General features: G+C 65.9%; 21 protein-coding genes. 2 read left to right on the top strand and 19 right to left on the bottom strand.

All coding sequences use genetic code 11. The features are described 5' to 3' along the window. Positions 1-35: 35 nt before the first annotated feature. Positions 36-833: an aldo/keto reductase gene (locus tag E5673_RS05265; RefSeq protein WP_136189212.1), complete on the bottom strand. Its 798-nt coding sequence runs from the start codon at positions 831-833 to the stop codon at positions 36-38. Positions 834-913: 80 nt separating this feature from the next. Between E5673_RS05265 and E5673_RS05260 the strand changes: the two genes are divergently transcribed. Further along, positions 914-1546, top strand: coding sequence for a DedA family protein (locus E5673_RS05260; protein WP_136189211.1), 633 nt, complete (start codon positions 914-916; stop codon positions 1544-1546). Here E5673_RS05260 and E5673_RS05255 read toward each other — a convergent pair. The 12 genes from E5673_RS05255 to E5673_RS05200 form a co-directional block, all read right to left on the bottom strand. After that, on the bottom strand, positions 1537-2244 hold the full coding sequence (locus tag E5673_RS05255) for a DJ-1/PfpI family protein (RefSeq protein WP_136189210.1): 708 nt from the start codon (positions 2242-2244) through the stop codon (positions 1537-1539). The genes E5673_RS05260 and E5673_RS05255 overlap by 10 nt on opposite strands. Positions 2245-2777: 533 nt before the next feature. Then, positions 2778-3296: a hypothetical protein gene (locus E5673_RS05250; protein ID WP_136189209.1), complete on the bottom strand. Its 519-nt coding sequence runs from the start codon at positions 3294-3296 to the stop codon at positions 2778-2780. Between the two features lie 62 nt (positions 3297-3358). Beyond that, positions 3359-3895 (bottom strand): demethoxyubiquinone hydroxylase family protein, encoded by a 537-nt coding sequence (locus E5673_RS05245; RefSeq protein WP_136189208.1) that lies wholly within the window; start codon positions 3893-3895, stop codon positions 3359-3361. Beyond that, positions 3892-4374: a disulfide bond formation protein B gene (locus E5673_RS05240; protein ID WP_120299750.1), complete on the bottom strand. Its 483-nt coding sequence runs from the start codon at positions 4372-4374 to the stop codon at positions 3892-3894. Before E5673_RS05240 ends, E5673_RS05245 begins: the two co-directional genes overlap by 4 nt. Positions 4375-4394: 20 nt before the next feature. Further along, positions 4395-5783: a S41 family peptidase gene (locus E5673_RS05235; protein WP_136189207.1), complete on the bottom strand. Its 1389-nt coding sequence runs from the start codon at positions 5781-5783 to the stop codon at positions 4395-4397. Positions 5784-6064: 281 nt separating this feature from the next. Further along, positions 6065-7237 carry a peptidoglycan DD-metalloendopeptidase family protein gene (locus tag E5673_RS05230; RefSeq protein ID WP_136189206.1) on the bottom strand — a complete coding sequence of 391 codons (1173 nt, stop codon included), beginning with the start codon at positions 7235-7237 and terminating at the stop codon, positions 6065-6067. Between the two features lie 3 nt (positions 7238-7240). Then, on the bottom strand, positions 7241-7663 hold the full coding sequence (locus E5673_RS05225) for a 23S rRNA (pseudouridine(1915)-N(3))-methyltransferase RlmH (protein WP_136189205.1): 423 nt from the start codon (positions 7661-7663) through the stop codon (positions 7241-7243). Positions 7664-7681: 18 nt separating this feature from the next. Then, positions 7682-8089, bottom strand: coding sequence for a ribosome silencing factor (rsfS, locus tag E5673_RS05220; protein ID WP_136189204.1), 408 nt, complete (start codon positions 8087-8089; stop codon positions 7682-7684). Position 8090: 1 nt separating this feature from the next. Beyond that, the gene (locus tag E5673_RS05215; RefSeq protein ID WP_136189203.1) at positions 8091-8705 is read right to left on the bottom strand and encodes a nicotinate-nucleotide adenylyltransferase; all 615 of its coding nucleotides are present in this window, start codon (positions 8703-8705) and stop codon (positions 8091-8093) included. Then, positions 8702-8986 carry a type II toxin-antitoxin system RelE/ParE family toxin gene (locus E5673_RS05210; RefSeq protein ID WP_136189202.1) on the bottom strand — a complete coding sequence of 95 codons (285 nt, stop codon included), beginning with the start codon at positions 8984-8986 and terminating at the stop codon, positions 8702-8704. The genes E5673_RS05215 and E5673_RS05210 overlap by 4 nt, the downstream gene beginning before the upstream one ends. Next, positions 8977-9192, bottom strand: a complete 216-nt coding sequence (locus tag E5673_RS05205; RefSeq protein ID WP_210731808.1) for a CopG family transcriptional regulator — start codon at positions 9190-9192, stop codon at positions 8977-8979. The genes E5673_RS05210 and E5673_RS05205 overlap by 10 nt, the downstream gene beginning before the upstream one ends. A 76-nt stretch (positions 9193-9268) precedes the next feature. Then, complete coding sequence (locus E5673_RS05200; protein WP_136189201.1) at positions 9269-10531, bottom strand: glutamate-5-semialdehyde dehydrogenase; 1263 nt, start codon at positions 10529-10531, stop codon at positions 9269-9271. Positions 10532-10608: 77 nt separating this feature from the next. Between E5673_RS05200 and E5673_RS05195 the strand changes: the two genes are divergently transcribed. Then, positions 10609-11718 carry a DUF3667 domain-containing protein gene (locus E5673_RS05195; RefSeq protein WP_136189200.1) on the top strand — a complete coding sequence of 370 codons (1110 nt, stop codon included), beginning with the start codon at positions 10609-10611 and terminating at the stop codon, positions 11716-11718. 133 nt (positions 11719-11851) lie between these two features. Here the strand turns inward: E5673_RS05195 and E5673_RS05190 are convergent, their stop codons facing one another. The 6 genes from E5673_RS05190 to ptsP form a co-directional block, all read right to left on the bottom strand. Beyond that, positions 11852-12229: a hypothetical protein gene (locus tag E5673_RS05190; protein WP_247599588.1), complete on the bottom strand. Its 378-nt coding sequence runs from the start codon at positions 12227-12229 to the stop codon at positions 11852-11854. A 63-nt stretch (positions 12230-12292) separates the two neighbouring features. Next, complete coding sequence (gene ftsH / locus E5673_RS05185) at positions 12293-14281, bottom strand: ATP-dependent zinc metalloprotease FtsH (protein WP_136189199.1); 1989 nt, start codon at positions 14279-14281, stop codon at positions 12293-12295. A 100-nt stretch (positions 14282-14381) separates the two neighbouring features. Beyond that, on the bottom strand, positions 14382-15347 hold the full coding sequence (tilS, locus tag E5673_RS05180; RefSeq protein WP_136189198.1) for a tRNA lysidine(34) synthetase TilS: 966 nt from the start codon (positions 15345-15347) through the stop codon (positions 14382-14384). Positions 15348-15540: 193 nt separating this feature from the next. After that, positions 15541-16464: a tetratricopeptide repeat protein gene (locus E5673_RS05175; RefSeq protein WP_136189197.1), complete on the bottom strand. Its 924-nt coding sequence runs from the start codon at positions 16462-16464 to the stop codon at positions 15541-15543. Positions 16465-16559: 95 nt separating this feature from the next. After that, positions 16560-17528 carry a RodZ domain-containing protein gene (locus tag E5673_RS05170; protein ID WP_136189196.1) on the bottom strand — a complete coding sequence of 323 codons (969 nt, stop codon included), beginning with the start codon at positions 17526-17528 and terminating at the stop codon, positions 16560-16562. Between the two features lie 108 nt (positions 17529-17636). After that, positions 17637-19910 (bottom strand): phosphoenolpyruvate--protein phosphotransferase, encoded by a 2274-nt coding sequence (ptsP, locus tag E5673_RS05165; RefSeq protein ID WP_136189195.1) that lies wholly within the window; start codon positions 19908-19910, stop codon positions 17637-17639. Between the last annotated feature and the right edge of the window lie 229 nt (positions 19911-20139).

Raw genomic sequence — 20139 nt, 5'->3', positions numbered from 1 at the left:
ACGAGCTTCTCAGTCGAGCCGCCTCTTCATCCTCATCACATGCTGTTCGGCTCAGGTCCCAACCGGCCCGCAGGATCGTCGAGCGCTTCGATCGCGGCCATGTCCTCGTCGTCCAGTGTCAGGTCGAGTGCTGCGAAATTGTCCGCGAGATGCTCTACATCCGAAGCCTTCGGAATCACCGAAAACCCGTTCGCCAGATGCCACGCCAAGATAACCTGCGCCGCACTGCGACCGTGCTTGTCCGCAATCCGAACGATGGCCTCGTCCTGCAACAGCGTCTTGCCCTGTCCCAGCGGGCTCCAGCTCTGCGTCACGATGCCATGCGCTTCATGATAGGCGCGCTGTTCGCGCTGCTGGAAATTCGGGTGGAGTTCGATCTGGTTTACCGCGGGTGTCACGCCGGTCGCCGCTACAATCGCGTGGATATGTTCGGGCAGGAAGTTCGAGACGCCGATCGATTTCGCCTTGCCGGCGTCGCGCAGTGCGATCATCGCCTTCCATGCTTCGACATACTTGTCCTGCTTCGGCACCGGCCAGTGCATCAGGTACAGGTCGACCGATTCGACACCGAGCAATGCAAGGCTCTCGTCCATCGCCGCTTCGGCATCGCCCTGGCGATCGTTCCAGAGCTTGGTCGTCAGGAACGCGTCCGAGCCCTTGTAGCCGTCGCCGACGCCGCGTTCGTTCTCGTAGATTGCCGCGGTGTCGACCAGCCGGAAGCCGATATCGAGTCCGGAGCGAACGATCGCCGCGGCTTGGCTGTCGGGAATCTGCCACGTACCCATGCCGAGCTGTGGCATCGTGCGGCCGTCGTTGAGTGTGAGATCTGTCATGCCGCACCAGCGAACGAAGCGCGCAGCGGTTCCTCTTTAGGGCTTCCCTTCGCCGCCCGGTTCGCGCAATCGACCGAGCCATGTTCGAAAAGATCCTGGCCGTGCTGGCCACCTTCACGATCGGCGTCATCTCGTCGGGTGGCTATGTCGGCATCGCACTGCTCATGGCGATCGAAAGCGCGTGCATCCCGTTGCCGTCCGAGATCATCATGCCGTTCGCCGGCTACCTCGTCTCGACCGGACGCTTCGACCTGTATCTCGCCGCCACCGCGGGCGCGATCGGGTGCAACCTCGGCTCGATCGTCGCGTACGAGATCGGCAAGCGCGGCGGCCGACCGATGGCCGAGCGCTGGGGCAAATACCTGCTGATCGGGCCGGGCGAGCTCGATGCGGCGGACCGGTTCTTTGTACGTTGGGGCTCCATGGCGGTGCTGATCGGGCGCCTGCTCCCGGTGATCCGCTCGTTCATCGCCTTCCCCGCCGGCGTTGCGCGGATGAAGCTGGTGCCGTTCCATGTCTACACCTTCGTCGGGTCGTGGCCGTGGTGCTTCGGGCTCGCCTGGGTCGGCATGAAGCTCGGCGACAAATGGGACAGCGATCCACGCGTAAAGGCCGCCTTCCACAGCGCCGACCTGCTGATCGGGGTCGTCCTGATCGCGCTGGTCGGCTTCTACATCTGGCACCGGGTGCGCGGGCTGAAGCGTCACTCGTAAGTCTCTCTGGGGTAACCTCGGCGTTTTGCCAGCGCGCGCAGATCGTCATCGCGCGTTGGCATAAGCTGCGCCGTTCTTCGCTTCACTACGGCGAGGATGTCCGCGTCGGCCTTCTCCGGCGAGCCGCTGTCGAACGGCGGCGCAGGATCATATTCCAGGCTTAGCTGTACCGCCTTCGCATGCGCCTCGCCCCGGATCATCGCGGTCAGCGTCAGCGCAAAGTCTATCCCGGCGGTGACACCGCCACCGGTCACCCGGTTGCGATCGACCACGGTCCGCGCATCGACCGGGATCGCGCCAAACAGCGGCAGCATGTGGCGTTGCGCCCAGTGGCAGCCGGCGCGGTAGCCATCGAGCAATCCCGCCGCGCCGAGGATCAACGAGCCCGTGCACACGCTCGTGACCCACGTCGCTTCGGCCCCAACCGGCTGGACCCACGCCATCGCCTCGTCGTCGGCGATCACGCCGTTTATGCCGAAACCGCCGGGCACGCAGAGAATGTCGGCATACGGCACGTCCGCAAAGGTCGCGGTCGGCACGATCGAGAAACCGGCGTCGGTCGGGACCGGCTCCAGCGTCTTCCAGACAAGATCGAGCCGAGCGTTGCCGAGCCGCGACAGAACCTGCGCGGGGCCGGTCAGGTCAAGCTGCGTCACGTTCGGGAACAGCAGGAAGGCGATGCCCAGCGGCTCGGTCATGTGATGACTCCTTGCGATAGGTTCTTACGATCAAGAATCGCGAAATCGCTCCGAATCGGCCTAACTCGCTGAAAAACAGCGCGAGTCCGGCAACGTGCAATGACCGCGCTCGCCCGAAGTGCAGAAAGTGCAGACGCTGGTGCAGCATTTTCCGCTGCGCCCGACGCACCGTAGGGGCAGTTTTAGCGAATGCACTCCGGATGGCTGCCGACGTCATTCGCGCATCATGCCACTCCCTCCGCCTGTAGGACAGTTACGTCTAAAACAGCACGCGCGGGTGTCAGGCGAACAGCCACGTCCCGAGCATCAGCGCGTCATGACGGCAGCAAGAAGAATTGCAGAGTAGGCGAGAAGTCTTGTTCGTAACCATCGACGCGGATCGGGCGCGGACGGTTTTCAATTTCCGGATGTTAGCCCATCCGTTTGCCCCCTTTTGAGCGCCAGGGGACGGTAAGCGGTGCGAAAAGCCGACCCACCCCTGCCCCTCCCTTTTAGGGAGGGGGGAAGTAGAGGCGCTGCCGCTTACGACCGCTTTATGGGAGGACGGGGACTTCTGCCGCGCGCGTCTTGTTCTCCAGGCGCGATTCCTTGACGCGCTGGTTGAAGCAGCCGGAGGCGCCGCCGGGGCCGACCGCGGAGCAGCTGCCGATCGTGTTGACGCCGACGCCTGCGTCGAGCGTTCCCTGTGCCTTAGTCGCCCAGCTGGCATTTTCGGGAGTCACGACAAATTCGCGGAGTTCCTTGGGGACGCGGTATTGCTCCTGCGCGCTGCGACGGACGCAGACGACGATCTCTTCGCCGTTCTGGTTGGTCGGGCAGCGTTCGTTGCCGAATAGCGTCAAGACGCCGTTGACAGGCGCACTGCGCGAGACTTCGCCGGGGGCCGAAATCGGCTTCGACTTGCCGGTAGCGCCGGGCAGAGCCGGTGCCAGCGTGGGTCCCTTAGCAGGCATTTGCGCCAGCGTTGGCGGCGCTACGGGGCGGGCAGGTTGAGGCGTCTGCGCCGCAACGGGTCCGGCGACGAGCAACGCCGTCGCAAAAAGCATTTTCATACGCATCACTCCCACAATCCGTACTTCATTCACTGGCCGTATCTCATTGTATCGGCCGCATCTCAGATCCGCTTGGCGGTCGCGATCGCAACCTTGCAGCCGAGCCGGATCGCCGCGCTCAACACCGGATAGCCCGGAGTCTCTTCGGCCCCCGCGGCGATCGCGGTCGCCTTGTGTTCGAGTTCCTCGGCCTGGAAATCCAGGATCGCTGCCGATAGCTCGGGGTCGCTGGCGCCAAGCTGAACGAGCTGCTCTTCGTAATGCTTGTCGATCTCGGTCTCGACCGCCGCCGTGCACGCCATGGCAGCCCGCGGGCTGATCGCGGCCGTCACGGCACCTAGCGCGAAGCCCGCAACTTTCCAGATCGGCTGCAACACCGTCGGGCGCACGCGGCGCTCGGCGATCATCTTGTCGAAGAAGGCGCGATGCCGCTCTTCCTGTTGCGCCATGTGATGGATCGAGCGCGACGCCGGGTGACGGTCGCCGAGTACGGCAAGCTGGCCCGCATAAATGCGGATCGCGCCGTATTCGCCGGCCTGGTCGACGCGAATCATCGAATCGGTGGCGCGCTTGGCGTCTCCTGGTTTCCAGCCGCTCATCTCGTCTTCCTCATGAGTGCGAATATGGTGAACGCACCGACGAGGGAAAAGATCGCGTTGAACCCGGCGAGCGAGATTCCAAGCAGCTTCCATTGCGGTGAATCGCAGCGCACCATCGGCGCGTTCATGATCGCGGCGAGACGCTCGGCGGCGGTCGTGCCCGCCATCGAGACGGTCGTGGTGCAGGCGGTGAAGCCGTTCCACCAATGATATTCGACGCCGGCATGCGCAACGCCGATCAGCCCGCTGAGACCGATCAGCAACCCAGCGATGATCACCAGCGACGCCCGCAGCGAACGGCCAGGGACGAAGAACGTCGCGCCCGCGATCAGCACCGCGGAATAATGCGGCCAGCGCTGCCAGTGGCACATCTCGCACGGATACAGCCCGCCGAGATATTGCGAGCCGAGCGCGCCAAGCAGCAGGAACGCCGGCAGCAGGAGCGCGATGGCGCGCGCGATCTCTTCGTTCTTGGTCATACCCAACCCGCGACGCACACTCACTTGGCGGGCGCCTTGGTGGTATCCGTGGGATCGGGCTTGATCGGGCGCGGCTTGGTCGCGGCAGCAACCTGGACCGGACCGCCGAGGCGCGCGACGGTCTTCAGCGCGTAATAGAGCTGGAAGTCGTCGATGCCCTGCTTCTTCAGCTGATCAGGCGTCTGCGAGAAACGGGGGTCCGTCTTGGTATCCTCCTCAAGCACCGCGTTGTCCGCCTTCACCTCGTTGATCAGATGCTTGCGCAGGTCCGCCTCGCGGAACACCGGGCGCGACTTGTAGTCGGGATCGGTGAGCTGCGGCACCTTGATGTCGGGCTCGATCCCGCCCTCCTGCACCGACCGGCCTGACGGCGTGAAGTAGCGCGCGGTGGTAAGACGCAGCGCGGTCTCGGGGCCAAGCTGGAGCACGGTCTGGACCGAGCCCTTGCCGAAGCTTCGCTCGCCCATGATCAGCGCGCGGTGATGATCCTGGAGGGCGCCGGCGACGATCTCGGAGGCGGACGCGGTGCCGGGATCGGTGAGGACGACGACCGGCAGGCCGTGCGCGTCGTCGCCCGGCTTGGCGTAATAACGCTCGATATCGGTCTTCTCGCGGCCACGCTGCGAGACGATCTCGCCGTGGTCGAGGAATGCGTCGCTTACCTCGATCGCCTGGGTAAGCAAGCCGCCGCCATTCTCGCGGAGGTCGACGACATAGCCAAGCGGGCGGTGGCCGAGCGACTTGTCGATCGCCATGATCGCCGCGCGGGTATCGGCGCCGGTATTTTCGCTGAACGTGTTGATGTTGATGTAGCCGACGTCGCCGCGGACTTCCCACTTCACCGGCTTCTGGACGATGATCTCGCGCATCATCGTCACCTCGAGCGGCTTGTCGCGGCCGGGACGGACGAGGCCGAGCGTGATCTTGCTGCCGGGTTTGCCGCGCATCTTGCCGACCGCCTCATCGAGCGAATCGCCATAGATCAGTTTGCCGTCGATATGCGTGATGTAGTCGCCGGATTTAACGCCCGCGCGGGCGGCGGGGGAATCTTCCTGCGGAGCGACAACCTTGATCGCGCCGTCCTCCATCTGGACCGTGAGGCCCAGGCCGCCGTAATTGCCCTCGGTCATGATCCGGAGATTCTCGTAGTCGAGCGCGTCGACGTACGAGCTGTGCGGATCGAGGCTGGCGAGCATGCCCTGGATCGCGCCCTTGATCAGCGTCTTGTCATCGACCTTGTCGACATATTCCGCCTTCACGCGGTTGAACACGTCGAGGAACTGGTCGAACTCGCGGTAGGTGTCGGTGTCGACTGCCGCCATCGCGGAGGTGGCCAATGGGATCAGCGTCAGCGCGCCGACGATGGCGGTCGCGGCAAGCAACGGGGTACGCAGTATAGGACGAGGCATCGATGGTCCTGCAACCTGAGAAATGACGTGTCGTACGGTCGTGACGGCGTAGCGTAGCGGAACGCTGGCGGCAACGCGCGGAGCAAAGCGAGGCCGGGGTTAATGGTGGCTGACTGGGGGGCTTTCGATCCTCCCCCGCCAGGGGGAGGTGGCTGGCACTTGCCAGACGGAGGGGGCGGTAAGAGATTACCGCTGCTCCGTGTCCTCCCCTTCCGTCACCTTCGGCGACACCTCCCCCTTGCGGGGGAGGATCGAAAGCTGCGCCCATCGGATTTGGCTGATCAGCTGGGTCCTATCAACGAAGCGATATCGACCGGGCGACCCCGGCGGCGGAGTTCGACGGTGATGCGCGGGTCTTGGCGGGGGGCGGTGCCGAGCGGGGCGCCCATCGTGACACGGTCGCCGGGCTTTGCGGAGGTTGCGGCGAGGCCGGTGACGAGGCTGGTCCAACCATCGGCGTGGTCGACGATGACGATAACCCCGTAGTCGCGAAAGCGGCGGGCGTAGCGGATCGTCCCTGCAGCAGGCGCGACGACGCGCGCACTGGGAGCGGTGGCGAAGGTCAGGCCGCGCGATCGGACTCCGGCGTCCGAGACTTCGTCGAAACCGGTGACGAGCCTGCCCGCTACCGGCATGCGGTACACGCCGCTCGGTGGCGCCGGGGGCGTGGTGCCGGGCGCGATCGGGCGGGGGATCGGACCGGCGAGCGCAATCAGGCTGGCTGCGGTCGCCTTGGCGTTGGTGGTGGCGGCCATGCCGTCGACGAGATCGCGCGCGCGTTCGCCGAGCGCCAGCGCGCGATCGGACTCGCCGAGCGCGCCGCGGCCGAGCGACTGGCTGCGCTGGCGATGGCGCGCCTCCAAGGTGGCCAGCGCGATGCGGTCGTTCTCCAGACGCGCACGGCCGTCGGCGAGCGCCTTGGCGGCGAGCGTCGCGCTGGCCTGCAAACGCCGCGTCTCGGCGAGTTCGGTGCGAACGGCCTCGGTACGCTGGCGCACCACGGGAAGCGCGCTGCCGAGCACTGCGCGGACATGGACGAGGTCGTCGACCGATCCCGGCTGCGCGACCGCGACGATCGTCGGGCGGCGGGCCAGCGATTCCAGCGCCGCGAGTAGGCGGGCGACGGGGGCTTGCGCGCGGCCGAGCTTGGCGCGCTGATCGGACAGGAGGCGGTCGACTAGCGCCACGCGGGCGCTGGCGGTTGCGAGGTTCGCTTCGGCGGCGGTCACGCGTGCAGCGAGCGCCAGTTCCTCACGGCGCGCCTTGTCGGCCGCGTTGCGTTCCCGCGTGGCTGCGGCGACGAGTTTGGCGGCACGGGCAGTGGCGATTACCGCATCGCGTTTGGCAGCGACCAAGCGTTGCTGTTCGCTCGCCAACTCGGGCGCATCAGTCTGTGCGGCTACCCCCGCCGCCGCGAACAGCGCCGCGATCGCCAAGACGCCCCCTGCCCTCATGCATCACCCTTCGCGGTGATAGGGATGGTTGGCAAGGATGCTGGTGGCGCGGAAGAGCTGTTCGGCAAGCATCGCGCGGGCGAGCAGATGCGGCCATGTCGCGCGGCCGAACGAGAACAGCAGGTCCGCCTCGTCGCGCGCCGCGTCGTCGAAGCCGTCGGCCGCGCCGATCATGAACCGCGCCTCGCGGACGCCGTCGTCGCGCCATCGCTCGAGCTTCTGCGCGAACTGCGTAGACGACAGCGTTTCGCCCTTCTCGTCGAGCAGGATACGCCTGGTCTGCTCGCCGACGAGCGGAATCTTGCCGCCGGTGTCGGGGAGCTCGCTGACCTTAGTCGGCCAGACGATCCTCTTCAGATAGCGGTCGACGAGGTCGGCCTCGGGCGAGCGCCCGATCCGACCGCGGGCGACGATGTGGAGCAGCACCGCCGCCGTCTCGGAGGTCTAGTCTTCGTCGGTGAAGGTCGGCACGGGCGATGGCGCCGGCGCGTCGCCGAATGCCCACATCCGCTCAAGATTGTAGAAGCTGCGGACTTCGGGGCGGAACAGGTGGACGATGACGTCGGTCGCGTCGATCAGTACCCAGTCGGCGGTCGGCAGGCCTTCGATCTTCACCGGACGCTTAAACTCGGCCTTGATCCGCTCAGCCAGCTTCTGCGCCATCGAGGCGACCTGGCGGGTCGAACGACCGCTGGCGATCACCATGTAATCGGCGATGCTGGTCTTGCCCGCGAGCGGGATCGAGATGGTCTCGACCGCCTGGTCGTCGTCGAGCGACGCGAGGATCAGGCGATGCAGCGCCTCAACCTCTTCGGGGTCGGTCGCGCGAGGGGCAGTAGGGGAAGTGGCCAAGTCAGCTCCTGGGTAAGACTACCGAGCCAGCAACGTGCTGAGCCCAGTCGGGATTTTTGGCACGCAGGCCGGTTGCGGAGGTCGGGTCGGGTCGGAAGCGCAACAGCACGAGGGCCGGCAATCTCCACGTCGTCCAGCTCTTCGCATGGTCTGTGCGCCGTTGGAAGCGCCGCAGCCAACCCATCGCGGGTGCCGCGAGGGCGCGCCCGTCATATCCCGGACGCGCGATTACCGCAATCGGAACCTCACGGGCGATCTGCCGCCAGTTCTTCCACCGGTGAAAGTCGGCAAGATTGTCCGCCCCCATCAGCCAGATGAAGCTGATTTTCGGGTAGCGCCGCTTGAGCTTGCGGATCGTGTCGAGCGTGTAGCGGGTGTGGAGCCGCGCCTCGAGATCGGTCGCACGTATGGGCGCACGGCGCGCCATTTTCCGCGCGGAGGCGAGGCGCGCAGGGAGCGGCGCCATGTCGTTGGCCGCGTCCTTGAGCGGGTTGCCGGGAGACACCAGCCACCACGCCTCGTCGAGCGCGAGCGCGTCGATCGCTGCGAGCGTGATACCGCGGTGGCCACGGTGGGCGGGATTGAACGACCCGCCAAGGATACCGACGTGGGTCAAGGCTCGATGAACCAATTCTCACGTTCATGATACACCCGAACGACCTGCACCGCATTGCCGACTAAGCGATATCGGATGAGATAGGGCGTATTGAACACGCGCAGGATACGGTAGCCGTCGCGATGCGGGCGTCCTCCTCGCGGAAAATTCTTGAGAAACCTGGACCTGAAGCGGATAGCGACCAATATTCGCAGCGCCCATTCGGGATCGGCTTCGGCGGTCAGCCAATCATCGACACCTCGCAAATCGTCCAGCGCAGGCGTCGTCCAGTCTATCTGCACCGAGTTTGATGCCGTTCGATCATCTGATCGAGTTCGGCCATCACCTGCTCATGGGGCACGACATCGCCCCGATCCGCGGCATCGATGCCGACCTGAATGAAAGCGCGATAGTCCGCTTCGCTTTCGGCGACCCGCCTGATCGCCTCGGCCGCGAACTCCGCACCCGTGATACCTTTCGACGCTGCCAAGCTGTCGACGATCGCCATCGTGTCGGTATCGAGTTCCGCCGTAATTCGCAGGGAAGCGCTCATGACGAAACGCTACTCCTTCGACGCAACCACATCAACCGCGCACCTGGCCGGTGCCGCGGCCGATCCATTTGTAGGTGGTGAGGCCTTCGAGCGCGACCGGGCCGCGGGCATGGAGGCGGCCGGTGGCGATGCCGATCTCCGCACCTAGGCCGAATTCACCGCCGTCGGCGAACTGGGTGGAGGCGTTCCAGAGGACGATCGCGCTGTCGACTGCGGTCAGAAAGCGCTCGGCGACCGCGGCGTCTTCGGCGACGATCGCGTCGGTGTGGTGCGAGCCGTGGCGGGCGATGTGCGCTACCGCGCCTTCAAGTCCGTCGACGACCGCTACCGAGGCGATCGCGTCGAGATACTCTAAGTCCCAATCGACCGCCGTGGCGGCGACGATCTCGGAAACGAGGGCGCGCGCGCTTGCGTCGCCGCGGACTTCGCAGCCGGTTGCCGCGAGGCTTCGGATCAGGTTCGCCGCGTCGGCGTAATCGCGGTCGATCAGCAGCGTTTCCATCGACCCACAGACACCGGTGCGGCGCATCTTCGCGTCGACGACGACGCCTTCGGCCATCGCCGGATCGGCCGATGCGTGCACGAAGACGTGATTGATACCGTCGAGATGCGCGAGGACGGGCACGCGCGCTTCGGCCTGGACACGGGCCACGAGGCTCTTGCCGCCGCGGGGAATGATCAGGTCGATCATCCCGTCCGCCTTCAACATCGCGCCGACCGCCGCGCGATCGGTAGTCGGTACGAGTTGCACCGCGTCGATGGGCACCCCGCCAGCCTTCAGCCCCGCGACCAATGCCGCGTGGATCGCGCGATTGCTCTTTACCGCTTCCGAGCCGCCGCGCAGGATCGCTGCGTTGCCGGCCATCACGCAGAGCGCGGCGGCGTCGGCAGTGACGTTGGGACGACTCTCGTAGATGATGCCGATCACGCCGATCGGCACGCGGACGCGCGAGAGCTTGAGGCCGTTCGGGCGCTCGCTCGAGTCGATCACCTGCCCTACCGGATCGGAGAGCGCCGCCACGGCTGCAACCCCGTCCGCCATCGCCGCGACCCGCGCTTCGTCGAGCCGCAACCGATCGAGCAACGCACCCGACAGACCCGCCTCGGCCGCGCGCGTCATGTCTTCCGCGTTCGCCGCAACGATTTCGGACGATGCCGCACGGATCGACTCCGCCGCCGACGTTAGGGCGGCAGCCTTCCGCTCGGATGGCATCGCCGCGAGCACCAGCGCGGCGGAGCGTGCGCGGCGGCCCATTTCGGCAATCATTTCGGTCGGATTTTCTGCGTCGGCCATGGCCTGCGCGTTAGCATGCGAAGCCCCTCGCGCCAACGTCGCGAACTCGTTACGCTACCGGTATCGCAGGGGGACGCATGACCGGGGATATCGAAGCAACGGCGGATATCGCCACGGGTACAGTCGTCGGGCACGCATTCGAACCGAAGGCGGGCGAAGCTCGTCACGCGGCTGCAGGCCACGGCCTGGATGATGCGCTGTGCCTGAATTGCGGGACGCGGTTGCTGGGCGAGCATTGTCACGCATGTGGGCAATCGGCGCACGTCCACCGCTCGCTCGGCGGGATCGGGCATGAGATCGCGCACGGGGTTTTCCATTTCGAAGGCAAGATATGGCGGACCTTGCCGCTGCTGGTGCTGCATCCGGGGGCACTCACGCGGCGGTACGTCAATGGCGAGCGGGCGCGGTTCGTGTCGCCGCTGGCGCTGTTCCTGTTCACCGTCTTCCTGATGTTCGCGACGATCGGCGCGGTCGGCGGTGAAATGACAAAGGACTTCATCCGGGACGATCGCACCGGCAAGACGTCCGACTATGCACACGAGGCCGCCAGGGCTCGCCTCGCGCTGAACAATGTCGAGGCGCAGCAGGAGGTTGCGAAGCGTGCGCCCGCCAAATATTCGGGGGAACAGCTTGCCACTCTCGATCGGCAGGCGAGCGCGCTCCGTACCACTGTCCGTGCACTCGGGGTCGCGGCCGATATGCAAAATGGCGGCGCCAACGGTACGCTGGTCGACCTAGGCGATTTCAAGACCGGCTGGGAACGGCTGGACCACGGAATCGCCAAGGCGAACGGCAATCCGGGCCTGATGTTCTACAAGCTGCAGACCAGCGCGTATAAATACAGCTGGGGGCTAATTCCGTTATCCGTGCCGTTCATGGCGCTTCTTTTCCTCTGGCGACGCCAACATCACCTCTACGACCACGCGATCTTCGTGACCTATTCGTTCGCGTTCATGATGCTGCTGACGATCGTGTTGATCATCGCGGGCGTGATCGGCGTCGCGGAGGGCTGGATCGTGATGGCCGCGATGTGCGTGCCGCCAGTCCATATGTTCGCGCAGCTTCGGGGCGCTTATAAGTTGCGGAAGTGGTCGGCGGCTTGGCGAACGGTGGCGCTGTTGACGTTCGCGTTCACAGTTTTGCTGGCGTTTATCGTGCTGCTGTTACTGCATGGGCTGACGGACTGATTGTTATTAAGCGGGTCCTGCCAACTCCCGTTCGTGCTGAGAGAAGTCGAAGCACCTGCGTGCGGGGCATACCCTTCGACTTCGCTCAGGGCGCACGGATGAAAGAAGACCTCTTCAACCTCCCCCAGCCACCTCAGCGGCAGGGGTAGAGGTTCGCCAGGACGCGGGCGTAGCCGTCCTTGAGGGGGCGTTTCTGGTAGTTGGCGGGGAGTTCGTTGAGGCCGTCGAGCATGTCCATGATACCGACCGACTCACCTTCCGGAACGCAGGCGATCGGTGGCTTGCCAGCGGCGGCGCGGGCGGCGCGTTCCGCCTTCAACTGATTGGTCGCCGCCTTGGCTTCGGCCTTCAGGGCGGGAAGGTCGGGGGACATGAGCGCCATCGGGCCCTGGTCGCGCAGCGCGTTGGCGCGGGCCAGGAAGGTGCCGACGGTCATCGCCGCGCTTGCCGGCATTGCCGCGCCGACCATCAGTAGCGCAGCGACTACAGCCTTGGAACGCGAATACGACATGGGCGGCCTTTCCGAGAAAAGACCGCCCATAGAGCTACTTAAGTGACTGTCCGGTGAACCGGATCACGCCCCCAAAGGGGTTGGCGTCCCGAAAGGTCCCGACGGACGGCGGGTCTTGGGGATCGAAGTCCCCGCACGCGGGACGGTCGACGCCTTAGCACCCGGATCCGGACGATCGAGATCCTCGCCGGCGATCAGCTTCTTGATTTCGTCACCGGTCAGTGTCTCGAATTCGAGCAGCGCGCCGGCCACAGTGTGAAGCTGGTCGACGTGATCGCTCAGCACCTGCTTGGCGCGGTCGAGACCGCCTTCGACGATCCGCTTGATCTCGTCGTCGATCAGCTGCGCGGTCTGGTTCGACATGCGCGACGGACGGCTCGACGAGTAGCCGAGGAACGACTCACCCTCGGGCTCCCCGTATTCCAGCGGTCCAACCTTGTCCGACATGCCCCAACGCGTGACCATGTCGCGTGCCAGACCCGTGGCGTACTGGATGTCGCCCGAGGCGCCGCTCGAAACCTTGTCGTAGCCGAAGATGACTTCCTCGGCGACGCGTCCGCCCATCGAGACCGCGAGGTTCGCGTACATCTTGTCGCGGTGATAACTGTACGAGTCACGCTCCGGCAGACGCATGACCATGCCCAGCGCACGACCGCGCGGAATGATCGTCGCCTTGTGGATCGGATCCGACGCAGCCTCGTGCATCGCGACGACGGCATGGCCGGCCTCGTGATACGCGGTCATCCGCTTCTCGTCGTCGGTCATGACCATGCTGCGACGCTCTGCGCCCATCATGACCTTGTCCTTGGCCTCCTCGAACTCGGCCATCGCCACCAAGCGCTTGCCCTTGCGCGCCGCATGCAGCGCCGCCTCGTTGACGAGGTTGGCGAGATCGGCACCCGAGAAGCCGGGCGTGCCGCGTGCGATGACGCGTGCATCGACGTCGGGTGCGAGCGGCACCTTCTTCATGTGGACTTCGAGGATCTTGATGCGACCCTCGATATCCGGCCGCGGCACGGTCACCTGGCGATCGAAACGGCCCGGACGCAGCAGCGCGGGGTCGAGCACGTCAGGACGGTTGGTCGCAGCGATGATGATGATGCCTTCGTTTGCCTCGAAGCCATCCATCTCGACGAGCAACTGGTTCAGCGTCTGCTCCCGCTCGTCGTTACCGTTGCCGAGACCGGCGCCACGGTGACGACCGACCGCATCGATTTCGTCGATGAAGACGATGCACGGTGCGGACTTCTTGGCCTGCTCGAACATGTCGCGGACACGGCTCGCGCCGACGCCGACGAACATCTCGACGAAATCGGAACCCGAGATCGTGAAGAACGGCACGCCGGCCTCACCCGCGATCGCGCGAGCGAGCAGCGTCTTGCCGGTACCGGGGGAACCGACCAGCAAGGCGCCCTTGGGGATCTTGCCGCCGAGGCGTGCGAACTTGGTCGGGTCCTTCAGGAACTCGACGATCTCCTCGAGTTCTTCGCGAGCCTCGTCGATGCCGGCGACATCCTGGAAGGTGACCTTGCCTTCTTTCTGCGTCAGCATCTTCGCGCGGCTCTTGCCGAAGCCCATCGCGCCCGAACCCGAATTCTTCTGCATCTGCTTCAGCACGAAGAACGCGATGCCGAGGAACAGCAGGAACGGCAGCGACTGATAGAGGAGCAGCGCCAGCATCGACGGGCCCTCTTCGGGCTTCGCGCTGATCGAGACGCCCTTCTCACGCAGCTTCGGCACGAGCGTCGAGTCGGGAATCGGATACGACTTGAACTTATCGCCGGTGGACAGCGTCCCCGAGATCATATCGCGTGAGATGTTGACGTCCTTGACGGTGCCCTCGTCGACCTTGTCGAGGAACGCCGAATAGGCGATCGTGTTACCACCCGACGCAGCCGTGCGGCCGTCGAACATGGTCACGAACAGCGCCAGCGCAAGCAGGATGCCGACCCAGATCAACAGGCTCTTCATCCAAGGATTGCCGCCGCCATTCTCCGGGCCGCCGTTTCCGGGGCCCTGGGGCTTCTGACCGCGGTTGTCGTTGTCGCTCATGGGTGCACGATACCTTTCACCGCACAAGATAAGCGTGCGCGGGTTAATGGCAATGGAACAACGCGCGACTTGCGTTGATCAGTGTGAACGGACGGGCGCGCTAAGCGGTTCTGCGCGGTGGTGCCTCGCGGAAGCGCCAGACGTCGCCGCGAACGCTGGCGATGATCCCGGCTTGGGTGGTCCGTTTGCCGGCCATCAACGAGTCGAGCAGGCTTTCGATGTTCGCGGCTTCGGTCCATTCGGGCGCGACGATGCCGGCGTCTGTGCGGACCGTGCCGATCGCGCGGCGGGCGAGGCGGCGGAGGATTTCGCGGGGCAGCTTCTCGACCGCGAGCTTCACTTCGCCGCCGCCGACCTTGGCGCGTTCGGTCCAGATCCAGTCGACCATCGCGCGGACGTCGGTGTCGGTCTCGGCGAGCGCCGCTGCGGCGCGCGCGAGGTTGGGCGTGCCGAGCCATTCGTTCTGGTCGAGCAACCGGCGGAAGCGGGTGCGATCGTGGCGGTCGTCGTGGTTCGAGGGGTCGTCGAAGAACGGTACTTCGGCACGGCGGACGATCGCGCGGAGTTCGGCGCGGCGCCAGTCGAGCAAGGGGCGGATAACCGTGACGCCGTGGACTTCGGTGCGGGCGCGGACTCCGGCGAGGCCGGCAAGGCCGGAGCCGCGGGCGGCGCGCATGAGAAAGGTTTCGGCTTGGTCGTCGGCGTGGTGACCGGTGACGAGCGCCCCTGCCCCGATCGCGCGGGCGTGGTCGGTGAGTAGGGCGTAGCGCGTGGTGCGGGCCTGCGCCTGGATGCTGGCACCGGTGATCGGTTCGCTGGGGGCGAGCGTGGCGTGGGCGATGCCGAGCGTTGCGCAATACGCGGCGACCATGGCGGACTCTTCCACCGCTTCGGGGCGGAGGCGGTGGTCGATGCTGGCGACCGTGAAGCCGGTGGGGAGCGCTTCGTGCGCTAGGGTGAGCATGGCCATGCTGTCGGGGCCGCCGGAGACGGCGAACAGCGGGTTGGTGATGTCGCTGGCGACGCGCGCGAAGTCGGCGGCGAAGCGGCGTCCTTCTTCGGTCATGCGAAGACAGTCCTGACGGTCGAGCGGTCACCACCCCGGCGGAGGCCGGGGCCCAATTGGGGGACGGTGATGACTAAGCGTAGCCCTTCGTTACGACGACCTTGCCAATTGGGCCCCGGCCTCCGCCGGGGGGGTGGTAAAGTGCGACGTGAGATCACGGACAGGCAGGTACGCGTGCGCACTGGAAGATGCCTTACTTGCACTTCGCCGCGCTGCGCCCGGCGGCAACCTGCCCCTTCATCGCCGACGCCATCTTGGCGCCGTAGACGTCGTTCAGCTCGTCATACACCTTGCAGGCATCGGCGGGCTTGTTGAGCTTGGTCAGCGCCTGGCCGAGATACAGCAGGCTGTCCGGCGCGCGCTCACCCTCGGGCATCTTCTTGTAATTGTCGTAGAACGCCATCGACGCGAGGCTCGGCTTGCCCTCGTCGAGATACGACCGGCCGAGCAGGTTCTGCGCATAGCTGGCGCGCTTGCTCTTCGGGTATTCGGCGACGACCTTCTTCAGCTGGGCCTCGGCCTGCGGGTATTGCTTGGCCGCCCAGAGGCGATAGCCGTACATATACTCGTCCTCCGCCGGATCGCCGGTCGAGGGCTTCTCGACCGAGACCTTGGTCGGTGTGGCAGCGCCGGGCTTGCTCGCCGCTTCGGGGCGCGTCGTCGGGCGCGAAGGACCGCTCGACTGGTCATCGGATTCGATCGGACCGCCGGCCCCCGCCCCCGTCGCGATCGGTGCAGGGCCGGTCTCGATCGTCTTCATCCGCGCGTCGTTCGAACGGCGGTAATTGTCGAACGCGTCCTGCAACTGGCGGGTGCGGTTCTGGTTCTGCTCTATCTGCTCGGTGAGCGAGGTCATCTGCTGTTCGAGCGACGTGACGCGCTGGTTCACGTCGGCGAGCGCGCTGGTCGCGGGCGAGCCAGGTCCGGGGCCCTGCTCGCTCTGTGGCGCGCGGACTTCAGGCTGGAGCATCTGGCCCGCGCCACCGGGGAACACCTTGCGCTGGACCGCGCGCATTTCGCTTTCGAGCTTGCCGACGCGGCCCTCGACATTTTGTGCCTGTACGGCAGCGGGCAACAGCGCCGCGAGGCAGACGCCGACAAGAATTGACTTACGCATGGGCCACACCCCCCGGTGGATTGGTTAATCGTCCGGGTATAGCTGCACTACCCATCCTGTCGCCAGCCTTAAGACCCTGGCGATAATCGCCGGCTTTACGGATTGGGCGTTGCCGTAGCGGCAGGCGGCGGGTTGGCGGCTGCGTCGAGGTTCGCGCGCTGCGTTTCGCTCAGCGCACGACGCGGCGTACGAGGACGGTTTGCAGTACGCGACCGCTCGGACGACCGGGTCGGCGTTGCTTCGGTCGCGGTGGGCGCGGCCTGAGGCTCGGGCGTGCCGGCGATCCGCGCGGCGATGGCCGGTGCACCCACGGACACGTCCTTGATCGCGCGCTCGCCCGTGCCGAGCGCAGGGGCCGCGGCGCCGTTGAGCGTCACAGCCAGCTTGTCGGCGCGACCGATGTTGATCTTCGGGTCCTTGGCATCCTTCGGCACGTCGAACTTCTCGCCGGGCTTCATCGTGCCCAGGTACAGCGTCTTGTTGTCGGCATCGTAGACGCGCATCCACACCTCGTCCGAGGCAGTCAGCGTGACCTGCCCGTTGGCGGGCGTGGCCGGCGCAGGGACCGGTTGCGCGGTCTGGGCGGCAGGGTTCGGCGCGGTCTCGGCGATCGGTGTCGTGGTCGAGGCGTTGTTCGAACCACGGAACATGTCGGTGCCGTACCACAGACCGACCAGCACCAGCACCGCGATCGCGATGCCCAGCGCGACGATCGCCAGCCCGCGCGAGGGCACACGCGACGGATCGGTCATCTCGTACGGTTCGTATTCGGGCTTCTTGCTGCCGAGTTTCGCGACGTCGCTGCGGACGATGTTCGCGATCTGCACCTCGTCGATGCCCATCGCACGCGCATAGGCGCGGCTGAAACCAACTGCGTAGGTCGAGGACGGCAGTGTGGAGTAATCGGACGCCTCGATCGCTTCGAGGTGACGCAGAGGCACACGGGTACGCGTCGCGATATCCGCGACGGTCAGGCCCTGCGCCTCGCGCGCCTTACGGAGAATGTCGCCAGCACGCTCTGGTTGAGCGGGTGCTGCGTTCTGGCCGGTTTCGACCTCGTCCATTCTTATCTCCGAGCGCGGGCGCGTAGCGTTGCCCGCCATGGCACCCGTCTTTCAGAGGCCCTTAGCCGTGTCAACGCACCGAACGTCTTAACCGCAGCTTTCCGCCGATCAGACGATTTCGACGCCGTTTTCAGTCGCCCAGCTGGTCAACGCGCCGCGCATGTCGCGCGGCGGGTTGGCCAGCAGTCCTGCCATGTATGCGATGAGCGCAGCGCGATCGAGCGAGCGCGTCATGGCCTTGATCGGGCCGACGGCGGCGGGGGTGATCGACAACCTCTCGATACCGAGCCCGATCAGCGCCATCGCCTCCAGCGGACGCCCGCCCATTTCGCCGCAAACCGCCAGGTCGACCGAGGCGTCGCGGACCGGTGCGACCAGCCGCGCGATGAAGCGCAGGATCGACGGGCTGAGCCAGTCATAGCGCTCGGCGAGCTTTGGATTGGCGCGATCGGCGGCGAACAGGAACTGCGTGAGGTCGTTGGTGCCGATCGACAGGAACTCGATCTTCGGCAGCAGGATGTCGAGCATCTCGGCGAGCGCCGGTACTTCGAGCATCGCACCGTAGCGGATCGCCAGCGGCATCTTCCGCCCGCGCCCTTCGAGCCAGGTCCGCTGTGCCTCGAACAGCGCGCGCGCCTCGTCGAACTCCCACGGCTCGCTGACCATCGGGAACATCACGTTGAGCGTGCGGCCAGCGGCGGCTTCAAGCAACGCGCGCGCCTGCACCTTCATCAGCCCGTCGCGTTCCAGGCCGAGCCGCAGCGCGCGCCAGCCCATCGCCGGGTTCTCTTCGTCGGAATCTTCCTTGTTCAGATAAGGCAGCGCCTTGTCGCCGCCGATATCGACGGTGCGGAAGATGACCGGGCGATCGCCCGCCGCGTCGAGCACTTCGCGGTAGAGCCGCTGCTGGCGCTCGCGTTGCGGCAGCGTGGCGGAGACGAGGAACTGGAACTCGGTGCGGAACAGGCCGATGCCATCCGCGCCGGTCACGTCGAGCGCGGCGACGTCGTCGCGGAGGCCTGCGTTGACCATCAACGTCAAGCGGTGGCCGTCCTTGGTGATCGGCGGCACGTCGCGCAGCGCCGCGAACGCCGCCTTGCGCTTCTGGCGCATCGCGAGGCGCGCCTCGAACGCTTCCTCCATCGCCGCGGAGGGGCGGGCGAAGACGTTGCTCTCGGCGCTGTCGAGCAACAGCATGTCGCCCTCCGCCACGAGGCGTCGGATGTCGCGGACGCGGCCGAGTACCGGCACGCCCATCGCCCGCGCGACGATCGTGACGTGGGCGGTCAGCGATCCTTCTTCGAGGATCACGCCCTTCAGTCGCCGCTTGTCGTATTCGAGCAGTTCGGCCGGGCCGAGGTTGCGCGCGATGAGAATGGTGTCTTGGCGCAGGCCCATCTGCGCGGCGGTGCCCATCTGGCCCGAGACGATGCGGAGCAGTCGGTTCGACAGGTCCTCCAGATCGTGCATCCGGTCGGCGAGCAGGGGATCGTCGATCTGGCGCATGCGCTGGCGGGTGCGTTGCTGGACGCGTTCGATCGCAGCTTCGGCGGTGAGGCCGGAGTCGATCGCTTCGTTGATGCGCCGCGCCCAGCCCTCGTCATAGGCGAACATCTTGTAGGTCTGGAGCACCTCGACATGCTCGCCGCCGACGCCGAACTCGGCCTCGCGCGTCATCCGGTCGATGCCTTCGCGCATCTTGTCGAACGCCGCGTAGACGCGGTGGCGCTCGGCGTCGGTGTCTTCGGCGACGGTATGCTCGATGTGGATACGCGGCTGGTGATAGACCGCGAAGCCCGCGCCCATGCCGTCGACGAGCTTCTGGCCGGGGATGCGCATCGCCGCGGTCGACTGCGGGCGGTCCGCGCCGCCCCCGGTGGTGTCGATCAACCCGGCATTAGCGATCAGTTCGGAGAGCACCATGGCCACCGTCTGCAACGCCTCGATCTCGACGTCGGCATATCGGCGACGGTCGGTGTGCTGGACGGCCAGGACGCCCACGGAGCGTTCGCGGCGGATGATCGGCACGCCGGCGAAACTGTGGAAGCGGTCCTCGCCGGTCTCGGGCTTGTAGGCGAAATCGGGGTGGCTGGCGGCTTCGTCGAGATTGAGCACCTCGACGTCCTCGGCGATCGTGCCGACAAGGCCCTCGCCCAGCGCGAGCTTGGTGACGTGGACCGCGGCCTGGTCGAGGCCGCGCGTGGCGAACAGTTCGAGCACGCCTTCGCGCAGGAGGTAGATCGAGCAGACTTCGCTGTCGATCGCGGTCGCGATGATGCCGACGACGGCGTTCAGCTTGGCTTGCGCGGACGTGCGCGACGCCATCACGTCGTGAAGGCTGGTGAGGATTTCGCGGGCGGAGGCGGCGGCCGAAAGGGGCATTCGCGTTGGCTATCAGATGAAACGCTTGGGTGCCACGCAACAAAAGCAGTGTTGGGGTGAAGTTCGATCGATCTGGAGGTGGGGATTCTTACAAGTGTTTGTTGATTATGGCTTCTCCCCTCCCTGGAAGGGAGGGGTTGGGGGTGGGTCGGCTCGTTTGAGCCGCCGAGGTCTGGAAAATGCGGAAGCCGACCCACCCCCTGCCCCTCCCTTCCAGGGAGGGGTAAGA

Source organism: Sphingomonas sp. PAMC26645 (assembly GCF_004795835.1).
In the GTDB taxonomy this organism is placed as follows: domain Bacteria; phylum Pseudomonadota; class Alphaproteobacteria; order Sphingomonadales; family Sphingomonadaceae; genus Sphingomonas.
The sequence above is the reverse complement of the archived record's forward strand: the minus strand, read 5'-3'. Positions and strand labels throughout refer to the sequence as shown.

What these genes read in the sequence shown, in the direction of transcription:
- E5673_RS05265 (WP_136189212.1), bottom strand. Translation starts at nt 833, where the DNA reads ATGACAGATCTCACACTCAACGACGGCCGCACGATGCCACAGCTCGGC.
- E5673_RS05260 (WP_136189211.1), top strand. Translation starts at nt 914, where the DNA reads ATGTTCGAAAAGATCCTGGCCGTGCTGGCCACCTTCACGATCGGCGTC.
- E5673_RS05255 (WP_136189210.1), bottom strand. Translation starts at nt 2,244, where the DNA reads ATGACCGAGCCGCTGGGCATCGCCTTCCTGCTGTTCCCGAACGTGACG.
- E5673_RS05250 (WP_136189209.1), bottom strand. Translation starts at nt 3,296, where the DNA reads ATGAAAATGCTTTTTGCGACGGCGTTGCTCGTCGCCGGACCCGTTGCG.
- E5673_RS05245 (WP_136189208.1), bottom strand. Translation starts at nt 3,895, where the DNA reads ATGAGCGGCTGGAAACCAGGAGACGCCAAGCGCGCCACCGATTCGATG.
- E5673_RS05240 (WP_120299750.1), bottom strand. Translation starts at nt 4,374, where the DNA reads ATGACCAAGAACGAAGAGATCGCGCGCGCCATCGCGCTCCTGCTGCCG.
- E5673_RS05235 (WP_136189207.1), bottom strand. Translation starts at nt 5,783, where the DNA reads ATGCCTCGTCCTATACTGCGTACCCCGTTGCTTGCCGCGACCGCCATC.
- E5673_RS05230 (WP_136189206.1), bottom strand. Translation starts at nt 7,237, where the DNA reads ATGAGGGCAGGGGGCGTCTTGGCGATCGCGGCGCTGTTCGCGGCGGCG.
- E5673_RS05205 (WP_210731808.1), bottom strand. Translation starts at nt 9,192, where the DNA reads ATGGCGATCGTCGACAGCTTGGCAGCGTCGAAAGGTATCACGGGTGCG.
- E5673_RS05200 (WP_136189201.1), bottom strand. Translation starts at nt 10,531, where the DNA reads ATGGCCGACGCAGAAAATCCGACCGAAATGATTGCCGAAATGGGCCGC.
- E5673_RS05195 (WP_136189200.1), top strand. Translation starts at nt 10,609, where the DNA reads ATGACCGGGGATATCGAAGCAACGGCGGATATCGCCACGGGTACAGTC.
- E5673_RS05190 (WP_247599588.1), bottom strand. Translation starts at nt 12,229, where the DNA reads ATGTCGTATTCGCGTTCCAAGGCTGTAGTCGCTGCGCTACTGATGGTC.
- ftsH (WP_136189199.1), bottom strand. Translation starts at nt 14,281, where the DNA reads ATGAGCGACAACGACAACCGCGGTCAGAAGCCCCAGGGCCCCGGAAAC.
- tilS (WP_136189198.1), bottom strand. Translation starts at nt 15,347, where the DNA reads ATGACCGAAGAAGGACGCCGCTTCGCCGCCGACTTCGCGCGCGTCGCC.
- E5673_RS05175 (WP_136189197.1), bottom strand. Translation starts at nt 16,464, where the DNA reads ATGCGTAAGTCAATTCTTGTCGGCGTCTGCCTCGCGGCGCTGTTGCCC.
- E5673_RS05170 (WP_136189196.1), bottom strand. Translation starts at nt 17,528, where the DNA reads ATGGACGAGGTCGAAACCGGCCAGAACGCAGCACCCGCTCAACCAGAG.
- ptsP (WP_136189195.1), bottom strand. Translation starts at nt 19,910, where the DNA reads ATGCCCCTTTCGGCCGCCGCCTCCGCCCGCGAAATCCTCACCAGCCTT.